Origin of the sequence: Amycolatopsis sp. cmx-4-61 (assembly GCF_046548775.1) — a bacterium.
Lineage (GTDB): Bacteria > Actinomycetota > Actinomycetes > Mycobacteriales > Pseudonocardiaceae > Amycolatopsis.
In genome coordinates, this window is sequence record NZ_JAEBEI010000024.1 from 81,793 (window position 1) to 94,588 (window position 12,796).

11 protein-coding genes are annotated in these 12,796 nt (G+C 73.3%); 5 read left to right on the forward strand and 6 right to left on the reverse strand.

Features of this window, described 5'->3' with window-relative positions; genetic code table 11:
* Positions 1 to 6 precede the first annotated feature (6 nt).
* Complete coding sequence (locus ACLJOU_RS41020) at positions 7 to 1,338, reverse strand: MFS transporter (protein ID WP_410574673.1); 1,332 nt, start codon at positions 1,336 to 1,338, stop codon at positions 7 to 9.
* 183 nt (positions 1,339 to 1,521) lie between these two features.
* Between ACLJOU_RS41020 and fabG the strand changes: the two genes are divergently transcribed.
* Both fabG and fabI read left to right on the forward strand, forming a co-directional pair.
* The gene (gene fabG / locus ACLJOU_RS41025) at positions 1,522 to 2,226 is read left to right on the forward strand and encodes a 3-oxoacyl-ACP reductase FabG (protein ID WP_410574674.1); all 705 of its coding nucleotides are present in this window, start codon (positions 1,522 to 1,524) and stop codon (positions 2,224 to 2,226) included.
* 37 nt (positions 2,227 to 2,263) lie between these two features.
* Positions 2,264 to 3,031, forward strand: a complete 768-nt coding sequence (fabI, locus tag ACLJOU_RS41030; RefSeq protein ID WP_410574675.1) for an enoyl-ACP reductase FabI — start codon at positions 2,264 to 2,266, stop codon at positions 3,029 to 3,031.
* Between the two features lie 3 nt (positions 3,032 to 3,034).
* Here fabI and ACLJOU_RS41035 read toward each other — a convergent pair whose 3' ends face one another.
* Entirely contained in the window at positions 3,035 to 4,195 is a 1,161-nt protein-coding gene (locus ACLJOU_RS41035; protein WP_410574676.1) for a Cmx/CmrA family chloramphenicol efflux MFS transporter, read from the reverse strand.
* Positions 4,196 to 4,265: 70 nt separating this feature from the next.
* Positions 4,266 to 4,847, reverse strand: coding sequence for a TetR/AcrR family transcriptional regulator (locus ACLJOU_RS41040; protein ID WP_410574677.1), 582 nt, complete (start codon positions 4,845 to 4,847; stop codon positions 4,266 to 4,268).
* Between the two features lie 87 nt (positions 4,848 to 4,934).
* Between ACLJOU_RS41040 and ACLJOU_RS41045 the strand changes: the two genes are divergently transcribed.
* A complete protein-coding gene (locus ACLJOU_RS41045; protein ID WP_410574708.1) occupies positions 4,935 to 5,978 on the forward strand; it encodes a ferrochelatase in 1,044 nt (347 codons plus the stop codon).
* Here ACLJOU_RS41045 and ACLJOU_RS41050 read toward each other — a convergent pair.
* Together ACLJOU_RS41050 and ACLJOU_RS41055 are read right to left on the reverse strand one after the other, a co-directional pair.
* Complete coding sequence (locus ACLJOU_RS41050) at positions 5,975 to 6,733, reverse strand: class I SAM-dependent methyltransferase (RefSeq protein ID WP_410574678.1); 759 nt, start codon at positions 6,731 to 6,733, stop codon at positions 5,975 to 5,977. The genes ACLJOU_RS41045 and ACLJOU_RS41050 overlap by 4 nt on opposite strands.
* Positions 6,734 to 6,743: 10 nt before the next feature.
* Positions 6,744 to 7,541 (reverse strand): hypothetical protein, encoded by a 798-nt coding sequence (locus tag ACLJOU_RS41055; RefSeq protein WP_410574679.1) that lies wholly within the window; start codon positions 7,539 to 7,541, stop codon positions 6,744 to 6,746.
* A 101-nt stretch (positions 7,542 to 7,642) separates the two neighbouring features.
* On the opposite strand from ACLJOU_RS41055, the gene ACLJOU_RS41060 reads away from it, so the two are divergent.
* Both ACLJOU_RS41060 and ACLJOU_RS41065 read left to right on the forward strand, forming a co-directional pair.
* Positions 7,643 to 9,040, forward strand: a complete 1,398-nt coding sequence (locus ACLJOU_RS41060) for an ATP-binding protein (RefSeq protein WP_410574680.1) — start codon at positions 7,643 to 7,645, stop codon at positions 9,038 to 9,040.
* On the forward strand, positions 9,037 to 10,998 hold the full coding sequence (locus ACLJOU_RS41065; protein WP_410574681.1) for a hypothetical protein: 1,962 nt from the start codon (positions 9,037 to 9,039) through the stop codon (positions 10,996 to 10,998). The genes ACLJOU_RS41060 and ACLJOU_RS41065 overlap by 4 nt, the downstream gene beginning before the upstream one ends.
* 488 nt (positions 10,999 to 11,486) lie before the next feature.
* On the opposite strand, the gene ACLJOU_RS41070 is transcribed toward ACLJOU_RS41065, so the two are convergent.
* Positions 11,487 to 12,752, reverse strand: a complete 1,266-nt coding sequence (locus ACLJOU_RS41070; RefSeq protein ID WP_410574682.1) for an amidohydrolase family protein — start codon at positions 12,750 to 12,752, stop codon at positions 11,487 to 11,489.
* Between the last annotated feature and the right edge of the window lie 44 nt (positions 12,753 to 12,796).

Here is a 12,796-nt window from a genome sequence, read left to right on the forward strand (position 1 = left end):
CCCTTGTCAGCGCTGCTGCGGCAGTTCTTCCGGCCGGTGTTCCAGTTCGGAGCTCTTCGAGGTTTCCCGCATTGTGCCGTAGACGATCAGGGAGACCAGGACACAGCCCGCGACGTACCAGAAGAACACCGGCTCGTGCCCGGCGCTCTTCAGCGCCTGTGCGATCAGTTCGGCGGTGCCGCCGAAGATCGCCACGGTGAGCGCGTACGGCAGCCCGACCCCGAGGGCGCGGATCTTCGTCGGGAACAGCTCGGCCTTCACGATGGCGTTGATCGAGGTGTACCCGGCGACGATGACGAGCCCGGCCAGCACGAGGAAGAACGCGCCGACGGGGTTGCGGGTCGAGCCCATCACCGTCATCAGCGGAACGGTGAGCAGCGTGCCGCCGATGCCGAAGAACAGCAGCAGCGGGCGGCGGCCGATCCGGTCGGACAGCCGGCCGGCCAGCGGCTGCAGGGTCGCCGCGACGAGGATCGCGCAGAACAGCACGACGGTGACCTGACGGCGCGGGATGTGCGCGGTGTTCTCCAGGAACTTCTGGCTGTAGGTGGCGAAGGTGTAGAAGCCGACCGTGCCGCCGAGGGTCAGGCCGACGACGAGCGCGATCTCCTTGGGGTACTTGGCCAGCGCGCGCAGCGTGCCGCGCTCGCCCTTGGTTTCGCCCGCTTCGCGCCGGTAGCTCTCGGATTCGTCCATGCCGCGGCGCAGCCACATGACGGTGAGGGCGGCGATCGTCCCGACGCCGAACGCGATCCGCCAGCCCCACGCGGTCAGCTGCTGCTCGGTGAGCAGCGCCTGCAGGACCAGCTGGAGGCCCAGGGCGAGCAGCTGGCCGCCGTAGAGCGTCACGTACTGGAAGCTCGAGTAGAAGCCGCGCTTGCCGGGCGTGGCCACTTCGGACAGGTAGGTCGCCGAGGTCGAGTACTCGCCGCCGACCGACAGGCCCTGGATCAGCCGGGCGGTCAGCAGCAGGATCGGCGCGGCGATCCCGATGGTGCGGTAGCTCGGGGTGACGGCGATGAGCAGCGAGCCGCCCGCCATCAGCGTCACCGAAAGCACCAGCGCGCTGCGGCGGCCGAACCGGTCGGCGAACCGGCCGAGCATCCAGCCGCCCAGCGGGCGCATGAGGAACCCGACGGCGAACACCGCCGCGGTCCCCAGGAACGCGGCCGTGGTGTCGGACGTCGGGAAGAAGGACTTGGCGAAGTAGGTGGTGAACGCCGCGTAGGCGTACCAGTCGTACCACTCGATCAGGTTCCCGATCGAGCCGCGCAGCACGTTGCCGATCACGCGCTTTTCGCTGACGTCCGGGGTGGCACCGTTGAGCCGGGTTGTCATCGTCGACCTCCTGTGTTGCGACTCACGGTGACCAACCAGCGGGTAACCAGCAAGGTCGGGAGGCGGTTCCTAACACCCGCTTAGGACGGTCGCGGCGAGCCCGGGCGCGGGTGCACGACCCGCGAGCGCTGCCGATAACCTCGTGCGCGGCATCCGCGCACAGCGAAGAAGAGGGAGAACACAGTGGGACGGTCGGTTCTGGTCACCGGGGGCAACCGGGGCATCGGTCTGGCGATCGCCCGGGACCTCGCCGAGCAGGGGCACCGGGTCGCCGTCACGCACCGTGGTTCGGGCGCGCCCGAAGGGCTCTTCGGGGTCCAGGCGGACGTCACCGACTCCGAGCAGGTCGACGCCGCGTTCAAGCTGGTCGAGGAGCACCAGGGCCCGGTCGAGGTGCTCGTGTCCAACGCCGGCCTGACCGACGACACGCTGCTGATGCGGATGAGCGACGAGCAGTTCGAGCGCGTCGTCGACGCCAACCTGACCGGCGCCTTCCGGGTCGCCAAGCGGGCCTCCCGGGGCATGCTGCGCGGCAAGTGGGGCCGGTTCGTCTTCATCTCCTCCGTCGTCGGCCTCTCCGGCTCGGCCGGGCAGGCCAACTACGCCGCGTCGAAGGCCGGCCTGGTCGGCTTCGCGCGGTCGCTGGCCCGTGAGCTCGGCTCGCGCAACATCACCTCGAACGTGGTCGCGCCCGGGTTCGTCCACACGGACATGACCGACGAGCTGCCCGAGGCGCGCAAGAAGGAGATCCTCGCGCAGGTGCCCTCCGGCCGGTACGCCGAGCCGTCGGAGATCGCCGCCGCCGTGCGCTACCTGGTCTCCGACGAAGCCGGTTACGTCAACGGCGCGGTGCTGCCCGTCGACGGCGGCCTCGGCCTCGGCCACTGACATCCCCCGCACCACCCGAACAAGACCTGGAGGACCCGTGCCCGGACTGCTCGAAGGCAAGCGCCTGCTGATCACCGGCATCATCACCGACGCGTCGCTCGCCTTCCACGCGGCCAAGATCGCGCAGCAGGAGGGCGCGAAGGTGGTGCTCACCGGCTTCGGCCGCATGTCGCTGGTCGAGCGCATCGCGAAGCGGCTGCCCGAAGAGGCGCCCGTGCTGGAGCTCGACGTCACCAACCAGGAGCACCTGGACTCGCTGGCCGACCGCGTGCGCGAGCACGTCGACGGCCTGGACGGCGTGCTGCACTCGATCGGCTTCGCGCCGCAGACCTGCCTCGGCGCGCCGTTCCTCGACGCGCCCGCCGAAGACGTCAAGACCGCGATCGAGATCTCGACGTACTCCTACATGTCGCTGGCGAAGGCGTGCCTGCCGTTGCTGAGCCGGGGCGCGTCGTACGTCGGCATGGACTTCGACGCCCGCGTCGCGTGGCCGGTCTACAACTGGATGGGTGTGGCGAAGGCCGGGCTCGAGTCGGTCAACCGGTACCTGGCCAAGGAGCTGGGGCCGCAGGGCATCCGCGTCAACCTGGTCAGCGCCGGCCCGATGAAGACGATGGCCGCGAAGTCCATCCCGGGCTTCGTCGACCTGGAGGACGGCTGGGGCGAGCGCGCCCCGCTCGGCTGGGACAGCACGGACCCGGACCCGGTGGCGAAGAGCGTCTGCGCGGTGCTCTCGGACTGGCTCCCCGCCACCACCGGCTCGATGATCATGGTCGACGGCGGCGTCCACTTCCTCGGCGTCTGAGCGTCACACGGCCACCAGCTCCCGGTCGTCGCCGCGCTGGACGGCGGCGGCGACCGTGAGCGCGGCCAGCGTGGCGACCCCGAGGGCGATGCCGGTCCAGGCGACGCTCGGGAAACCGAGCCCGGCGTCGATCGCGACGCCACCGAGCCACGGGCCGGCGGTGTTGCCGACGTTGAACGCCGAGGTCGTGCTCGCGCCGACGAGCGTGGGCGCGTCGCCGGCGGCCTGGTAGGCGCGCAGGTTCAGCGCCGGGTTGGCCCCGAACCCGGCCACGCCGAAGGCGAGCACCGCCGCGACGGCGGCGAGCGCGTCGGTCGTGAGGGCGAGCACGAGCAGGGCGGCCAGCGCGAGGGCGAGACAGCCGTAGAGCGTCGCGAACGGCCGCCGGTCGGCCAGCCGGCCGCCCGCGCTGATCCCGATCAGCGCGCCGACGCCGAACAGCGCGAGCACCCCCGGCACCCACTCCGCGGGCAGGCCGTCGGTCTCGGTCAGCAACGGCGCCAGGTAGCTGAACGCGGCGAAGATCATGGCCTGGCAGAGGGCGATCACGCCGAGCGCGAGCCAGACCCGGCCCCGGCGGTAGAGCCGCAGCTCCTGGCGGACGCGCATCGCCGCTCCGGTCGTTTCCGGCACCAGCAGGGCCACGCCGGCCACCGCGACCAGCGTCACCACCGCCACCGCCCAGAACGCCGTCCGCCAGCCGGCGTGCTGGCCGAGGAACGTGCCGGCGGGCACCCCGGCGATGTTCGCCACGGTCAGCCCGCCGACCAGCACCGCCATCGCGCGCCCGCGCCGGGCCACGGGCACGAGCGCGATCGTCGTCGCCAGGGCGACGGCCCAGAACCCGGCGCAGGCGAAGGCGGCCACGACCCGCGTCGCGAACAGGAGCGCGTACCCCTCGGCGAGGGCGCCGACGACGTGCGCCACGACGAACACCGCCAGCATCGCCAGGAGCGTGCGGCGGCGGGGGAGCCGCAGGGTGCCGATGGCCAGCAGCGGCGCCCCGACGACCATGCCGACGGCGAACGCCGAGATCAGCAGCCCGGCGTCGGGGATGCTCACGTGCAGGTCGGCGGCCATGCCGGGGAGCAGGCCGGTGATCATGAACTCGGACGTGCCCAGCGCGAACACGCTGAGCCCGAGGACGAAGACGGCCAGGGGCATGAGAGGTCCCTCCCGGTTGTGTATTGGTCAGTACAAAATCAGGGCAGGCTTCGGTGCGGTCGTGGGGTGCTCAGCGGGTGAGAGCCGACAGGGCGATGTCGGCGACGGCGTGCATGCTCTCGCGGCTCGTGCCGCGGCGGGCCATCACGCGCAGGCCCGAGGTGGTGCTCAGCAGGAACTCCGCCACCTCGGCGGGGTCCAGGCCGTCGCGGAGGCTGCCGTCGAGCACGCCTTCGCGGACGCACTCGGCGAACATGGTGAGGTTCCGGGCGGTGTCGGCCCGCAGCGCGGCGCCCACTTCGTCGTCGGGCAGGCCGAGTTCGGCCAGGGTGTTGACCACCAGGCAGCCGCGGCGGTGCTCTTCCGGGTCGTCCTGGATTGCGCTGTCCAAAACCGCGGCGAGCCGCTCGGCCGCGGTGCCCGGGCCGTCGAGGATCGCCTGCCGCTTGTCCAGCTGGGTGCGGGTGTAGTGCGTGAGCGAGCGCTCGAAGAGGGCTCGCTTGCTGGTGAAGGTGTTGTAGACGCTGCTGCGGCCCAGCCCGGTGGCCGTGCACAGGTCCTGCGTCGAGGTGGCTTCGTAGCCGCGTGCCCAGAACGCGTGCATCGCCTTCTCGACGGCGGCGGTCTCGTCGAACTCCCTAGGCCTGGCCATGCGGAGACTCTAACACGGTTTTGGACCGATCGATTCATAACCGGCCCGGATCGGCGTGCGGGCCGCCACATCGGCAAGATGTCGGAGGTGGGATACGACGCGTTGCTGTGGCTTTCGTTCGGCGGCCCGGAAGGGCCCGACGACGTCATGCCGTTCCTCGAGAACGTGACCAGGGGCCGCGGGGTGCCGCGCGAACGGCTCCTGGAGGTCGCCGAGCACTACCGGCACTTCGGCGGGGTCTCGCCGATCAACCGGCTGAACCGCGACGCGATGGCGGCGGTGGAAAAGCAGCTCGCGGCGGCCGGCATCGAGCTGCCCGTGCACTTCGGCAACCGCAACTGGCACCCGATGGTCGAGGACACGCTGGCCGCGCTGACGTCGGAAGGCGCGAAGCGGGTCCTGGTGTTCCCCACGAGCGCGTACGGCGGCTACTCGGCGTGCCGCCAGTACGACGAGGACATCGAGCGCGCCCGCGCGTCCGTCGGAGCCGACGCCCCCGAACTGGTGAAGATCCGCCACTTCTTCGACCACCCGCTGTTCGTCTCGGCGGTCGCCGACGGCGTGCGCGCGGCCCACGCCTCGCTGGGCGACGGGCCCGGCATCCGCACGGTTTTCACGGCCCACTCGGTGCCGGACAGCGCGGACCGCGCGTCGGGCCCGCCGTCGGAAGGCGGCCGCCGCTACTCGCGGCAGATCGCCGAGGCGGCCCGCCTGGTGGCGGCCGAGGCCGGCATCGCGGAGTACGACGTCGTCTGGCAGTCGCGGTCCGGCCCGCCGCAGGTGCCGTGGCTGGAGCCGGACATCGTCGACCACCTCGACGCGCTGCACGCCGAGGGCGTCCGTGGCGTGGTCGTGTCGCCGATCGGGTTCGTGTCCGACCACCTCGAGGTGATCTGGGACCTGGACAACGAGGCGGCGGAACGCGCGGCCGAGCACGGGATGGCGTTCGCCCGCGCGGCGACCGCGGGGTCCGACCCACGGTTCGCGGAGCTGGTGGTGGAGCTGATCCGCGAGCACACGCACGGCGTGCCGCCGCGGAAGCTGTCGTCGTTCCCGGTGGCGGGCTGCACGGTCAACGGCGCGCCCTGCGCGATCGGCTGCTGCGAACCGGCGAAGCGCCCGGGCCGTTAGGTCCGGCGCCCCACGAGGTGGAAGGCGCGGCTGAGCCGCCGGTAGGGATCCCGCCGGCCGGCCTCGAACTCGACGGCCGCCACCCGCTCGGTTTCGGCCGGGTCGACCGGCGCGCCGCTGAGGTCGAGCCAGTCGACGAACAGCCAGACTCCGTACCACGCCACGGGTTCCACTCCGCGGGTCCGAAGAGCCTCGCCGAGCTCCGCCACGGTGTCGGCGCGGGTCGGCAGGCCGAGGACCCCGATTTCGGTGCGCGTGTCGAACGCGGCCAGCGCGTCCGTCCAGCGGCCCTCCATGGCGGGCCGCACGGCCGCCGCGTCGGCGTTGCCGGTCATGACCGAGACGAGCCCGCCGGGGGCGGCGCACCAGCACAGCTGGTCGAGCACGGGTTCCGGCCGCTCGAGGTAGCCGAGCACGCCGTGGCACAGGACGGCGTCGAAGCGACGGCCACCGACGGCTTCCTCGGCGTTCACCGCGTCGGCTTCGACGAGTGTCACCCCGTCCGGGAGCCGCCGCCCGGCTTTGGCCAGCATCGCCGCCGACGAGTCGAGCAGCGTGACGTCGTAGCCCGCCCGGGCCAGCGGGAGCGACTGGTGACCGGCACCGCCGCCGACGTCGAGCACCGAGGCGGGGGGAGCGGGCAGGTGCGCCAGCAGTTGCCGGTGCATGACGTACGTGCGCACGCGCCCCTTCACGGACGCGTAGGCACCCTCGGCGAAATCGTCGGCCACCGCCGCCCAGGTGTCGTCCGGCATCGCGGGACGCTCAGCCTTCGCGGGCCGTCTGCTCCGCGAACACCCGCACCGCCTCGTTGACCGCGGCGCAGCGAGCCGTCCGGACCGCGTCCGACAACGGCCGCAACGCCTGCGCCCGCAGCGTCGAAGCCGACGCCGACAGCGCTCCGCCCGGGTCGTCCGACGACGCGATCGCCAGGATCGCCGCGATCTCCTCGGCTCGCTGCAGCACCCGCAGGGCGCGCCCGGGCGTCCCCGCGGGCCAGTCGACGTCCGGCCGGGAACGCAGGTGCGCCGACAGTTCCGCGCGCACGCCGGGCCGGTCCGAAGCCACGTCCAGGGTCTGCAGCGCCCCGGCGCTGGCCCGGATGGCGTCGGTCAGCCCGTGCTCGGCCTCGCCGAGCCCGACGTGCTCCGGCGCCGTCGGGGCGGCCAGCGAGTAGACCGTCCAGCGGACGAGCCCTTCGGCGATCGGCTCGGGCACGAGCCCGAACCCGAGGTCGGCGAGCACGAGGGCGTCGCCGGAGCGCAACGCCGCTTCGGTGAACGGGCCGCCGCCGCCGAGGCCGCGGACGTCCCCCGGGACCGGGAGGACCAGCTGCAGCGATTTCGCTCCTTGCGAACGCAGCGCCATCAGCAGCTGCACCGGCGTGGCCGCCCGGTTGAACGCCAGCGGGAGCGCGAACGCCTCGGCCGCGGCCGCGTCGGCGGCCACGACGTCGTGGGCCTCACCCCACGCGAGCAGGGCATCGAGGACATCGTCGGACGCGGCGGCCCCGTTGAGCCACGCGCTCGACCAGACGGCGAAAGTCGCACTGGGTCGGCACACGACGCCCTATTTTACCGGCCCGCACGCCGGGCCGGTAAAACCGCCCACGCTGGAGCCGCTCCACATCGACGCACCGCCGATCCGGCAGTAGCGTCGAACGGGTGAACGCTGTTCCAGACGCTCTTCCCCGCACCGCCGGGGCGCTGCGCGCGGCCGGGTACGAGCCGCGCCCGATCGCGCAAGAGATCCACGACAACCTCCTCCACGCCCTCAGGACGGGCGAGGACGCCTGGCCCGGCATCGTCGGGTTCTCCCGCACGGTGCTGCCGCAGCTCGAACGCGCGCTGCTGGCCGGCCACGACGTCGTCCTGCTCGGCGAACGCGGCCAGGGCAAGACCCGCCTGCTGCGCACCCTGGCCGGTCTGCTCGACGAGTGGACGCCCGTCATCGAGGGTTCCGAGCTGGGCGAACACCCGCTGCAGCCGATCACGCCCGCGTCGATCCGGCGCGCCGCCGAACTCGGCGACGACCTGCCGGTGGCCTGGCGGCACCGGTCCGAGCGCTACACCGAAAAGCTCGCCACGCCGGACACCTCCGTCGGTGACCTGATCGGTGACGTCGACCCGGTGAAGGTGGCCGAAGGCCGCAGCCTCGGCGACCCGGAAACCATCCACTTCGGGCTCGTCCCGCGCGCCCACCGCGGCATCGTCGCCATCAACGAGCTGCCCGACCTCGCCGAGCGCATCCAGGTCGCGCTGCTCAACGTGATGGAGGAGCGCGACATCCAGGTCCGCGGCTACACGCTGCGGCTGCCCCTGGACGTCCTGCTCGTCGCCACCGCGAACCCCGAGGACTACACCAACCGCGGCCGGATCATCACCCCGCTGAAGGACCGCTTCGGCGCGGAAATCCGCACCCACTACCCCCTGGACGTCGAGGCCGAGGTCGCCGTCGTCCGGCAGGAGGCGAACCTCGTCGCCGAAGTCGGCGAGCCGCTGCTGGAGGTGCTCGCCCGGTTCGTCCGCAACCTGCGCGAGTCCACGGTGATCGACCAGCGTTCCGGCGTTTCGGCCCGGTTCGCCGTCGCCGCGGCGGAAACCGTGGCGGCCGCGGCCCTGCGGCGTTCGGCGCTGACGGGGGAGGAGCCCGCGGTGGCCCGTCCGGTCGACCTCGACGCCGTCCCGTCGGTGCTGCGCGGCAAGATCGAGTTCGAGCCCGGCGAAGAGGGCCGCGAGATCGAGCACCTCGTGCACCTGCTGCGCCTGGCGATCGCCGAGACCGCCCGCGACCGGTTCGCCGGACTGGACCTGCGGCCGCTGGCCGACGCGGTCGGCGAAGGGCACCTGGTGTCCACCGGCGAGCGCGTGCCGGGCAAGGACGTCCTGGAAGCCCTGCCCGAACTGCCGGTCCTGCACGAGGTCGCCCGGCGCGCCGGCGTCGCCGCCGACGAGCCCGCCGGCCGGATCGCGGCCGCCGTCGAACTCGCCCTCGAATCGCTGTTCCTGTCGCGAAGGCTCGCGAAGGACTCCGACGACACGACGACCGTCTACGGCCGATGACCGCGGTCCCGCTCCCCGACGGCTACTCCTACGGCCCGTGGCACGACGGGCCGGATCCCCTCGCGCCGCCGGCCGACCTGCGTGACGCGCTCGACGAGATCGGCCAGGACGTCATGGCCGGTGCCTCGCCCCGCGCCGCGCTGGAGGAGATGCTGCGGCGCGGCACGAACCGCACCGCGGGCCTCGACGAGCTGACCCGGCGCCTGTGGCAGCGCCGGTCGCAGATCCAGCGGCGCAACAACCTCGACGGCACCCTGCAGGAGGTCCAGCGTCTCCTGCAGGAAGCCCTCGACGCCGAACGCCGGGAGCTGTTCCCGGACCCGGACGACGACGCCCGGTTCCGGGAGGCCCAGCTCGACGCGCTCCCGCCGGGCACGGCGGCGGCCGTCAACGAGCTCGCGAACTACGACTGGCGGTCCGAACAGGGCCGCGAGAACTACCAGCAGATCCGGGACCTGCTCGGCCAGGAGCTGATGGAGTCCCGGTTCCAGGGCATGAAGCAGGCGCTGCAGAACGCCGGGCCCGAGGACGTCGAGCGGATCAACGAGATGCTCAACGACCTCAACGACCTCCTGGAAGCCCACGCCGGCGGCGCCGAGGACATCCAGCAGCGCTTCGAAGACTTCATGGCCAAGCACGGCGAGTTCTTCCCGGAGAACCCGCAGAACGTCGAAGAGCTGATCGACGCGCTCGCGGAACGGTCGGCGGCCGCGCAGCGGATGCTGAACTCGATGTCGGCCGAGCAGCGCGCGGAGCTCGCCGAGCTGACCCAGCAGGCCTTCGGCGACCCGCGGCTGGCCCAGCAGCTGTCCCGCTTGGACAGTCAGCTGCAGGCGGCCCGGCCGGGCGAGGACTGGACCGGCTCGGCGCGCTTCCGCGGCAAGAACCCGCTCGGCATGGGCGAAGGCGCCCAGGCCATGCAGGACCTCGCCGAGCTGGACGCGCTGGCCGAGCAGCTCGGCCAGTCGTACCCGGGCGCCCGGCTGGAGGACATCGACCTGGAGGCGCTCGAGCGCCAGCTCGGCAAGGACGCGGGTGTCGACGCGCGGCGGTTGGCCGACCTGGAACGCGAACTGCGTCGCCAGGGCCTGTTCGAACGGGCCGCCGACGGCTCGCTGCGGTTGTCGCCGAAGGCGTTGCGGCGCCTGGGCGAGACGGCGCTGTCCGACATCGTGAACGCGTTGCGCGGCAAGACCGGCGAGCGCGAGACCGAGTCGGCGGGCGCGGCCGGCGAGCCCACCGGCGCGTCGCGGCCGTGGCGGTTCGGGGACATGCAGCCCTGGGACGTGCCGCGGACCATCCGCAACGCCGTGCTCCGGTCGGTGTCGGTGGGGGAGCCGCAGGTGCGCCTCGACGTGGAGGACGTCGAGGTGGTCGAGACCGAGCACCGGTCCCGCGCGGCGGTGGCGCTGCTGGTGGACACGTCGTGGTCGATGGTGTCGGAAGGGCGCTGGCTGCCGATGAAGCGCACGGCGCTCGCGCTGCACCAGCTGATCAGCACCCGCTTCCGCAACGACGCCCTGCAGCTGATCACCTTCGGCCGGTACGCGCAGTCGGTGGAGCTGCCGGAGCTGGTCGGCCTGGAGGGCGCGTGGGAGCAGGGCACCAACGCCCACCACGGGCTGCTGCTCGCCGGGCAGCACCTGCGGCGGCACCCGGACGCCCAGCCGGTGGTCCTGATGGTCACCGACGGCGAGCCGACGGCCCACCTGGAACCCGACGGCGAGGCGGTCTTCGACTACCCGCCCCAGCCGCGGACCCTCCACAAGACACTGTCCGAAGTGGACCGCCTGGCCAAGCTGGGCGCGTCGATCTCGGTGTTCCGCCTCGGCGACGACCCGCGCCTGACGTCCTTCGTGGACCTGATCGCCCGCCGCTCGGGCGGCCGGGTGATCGCCCCGGACCTGGACGGCCTGGGCGCCGCGGTGGTGGGCGACTACCTGCGCACGCGACGCTGATCCCGGGCGGGCGCGCACCCCGCGCCCGCCCGGCACTCGCGCTCGTGCGGCACCTGCGGCCGCCCGGGACTCAGGGCCGCCGGGGGCTCGCGCTCGCCCGGCACTCAGGGCCGCCTGGCCTGCGGCCGCCCGGCACCGCTCGCGCGGCATTCGCGCCCGCGCGGCATTCGCGCCCGCGCGGCATTCGCGCCCGCGCGGCATTCGCGCTCGCCGGGTCCGTGCCTGCCCGGCAGCGGTGCCCGTTCGGGCTTGTACCCGCCTGGAACCTGCGCCCGCTCGGCGCTTGTGCCCGCTCGGCACCCCTCGGCGCCGCGCCCGTCGGGGATCCGTGCCCGCCCGGCAGCGGTGGTGCCCGCGCGGGGCGCGCACGCGCCTGACACCTGCACCCGCTCGGCGCCGCGCTCGCCCGGCGCCCGCACCGCCCGGCAGCGGTGCCTGCCCGAGGCTGGCGCCCGGGACCTGCGCCCGCACCGCACGCCCGCTCGGCGTCACATCCCGATCCCCAGCCGGTCGCGGACGGCGGCGATCACCTTCTCGGTCTGGGCCCGCAGGGCGGCCAGCCCGGCCTGCTCGTCGGCCGAGCCGACGTAACTCGCCAAATCCGCCCGTACCCCCTGTTTCCAGACGGCCGTGACCTGCCGGGTCGCCGCGATGTCCTCGTCGGGCCGTCCGGGGACGAGGACGAGGTCCGCCCGCAGGCCCGGACGGATGCGGCCGCGGTCGGCCAGCCCGAAGACGTCGGCGGTCCGGGCGGTCGCCGCGGTGAGCGCCGCGGACGGCGAGCACCCCGCTGCCACCAGGTGGCCCAGCTCCCGGTGCAGGCTCGCGCCGGGCACCGTGCCCGGGTTCGGCGCGTCCGTCCCGGCCAGCACCGGCACGCCGGCCCCGTGCAGCAGCCGGGCGTTGACCCGTGCGGCCGCGAAGTCCGGCAGCTGCGGCGGCAGCCACCGCTGCCGCTGCCGTTCGAGGACCGCGCACCACGCCGGCCCCAGCCGCGCCACGAGCACGGGATCGGCCAGGAGCGAGTTCCCGGGGAAGCCGTCGGCGATCGACAGGGTCGAGACCACCGCGACACCCGCCGCGGCGATCGCCTCGATCGCGGGCCCGGACAAGGCGTCGAACGGGACGTGGGCCAGCACGTCCACCCCGGTGGGGAGCAGGTCCACCGCCGCGCGGGCGGTCGACACGTGCGCGGCGACCACCAGACCGGCGGCGTGCGCGGCCTCGGTCAGCGCGGCGATCGTCGGCACGTCCAGCGACGGCATCGGCATCGGGCCACCGCCGCTGCCGTCGTCGTAGAGCACCTTCAGGTGTGCTGCGCCCTCGGCGACGCGGTCGGCGACGAACCGCTGCGCGTCCTGCGGACCGGTGACGTACGGGAAGGGCGCGTACATCAGGCTCGGGTGCCCGCCCGGCGCCGTGGCGCCGACGCTGGAGGAGCGCACGTCGGCCGCGCCGGGGCCGGCGGCGGCCGCGAGCGCCTCCCGGACGGTGTCCGGCTTGCTGAACATGTCGAGCAGGGTGGTGACGCCGAACGTCAGCGCCTGGCGGGGCGCGCCGGGCAGCAGGTGCACGTGGGCGTCGATCAACCCGGGCAGCAGGGTGCCGCCGCGGGCGTCGACGTGCTCGTCGCCGGGACGGAGCAGGGTGTCGTCGCCGACCGCGTCGATGCGGCCGGCCACGAGGCGGACGGCGGTGTGGCCGGTCGGGCGTTCGCCGTCGAAGACGCGGGCGTGGGTGATGGTCGTGGTCACCGCGCCACGGTAAAAGTTGACACAATGTGAAAGTCAACTTCTAA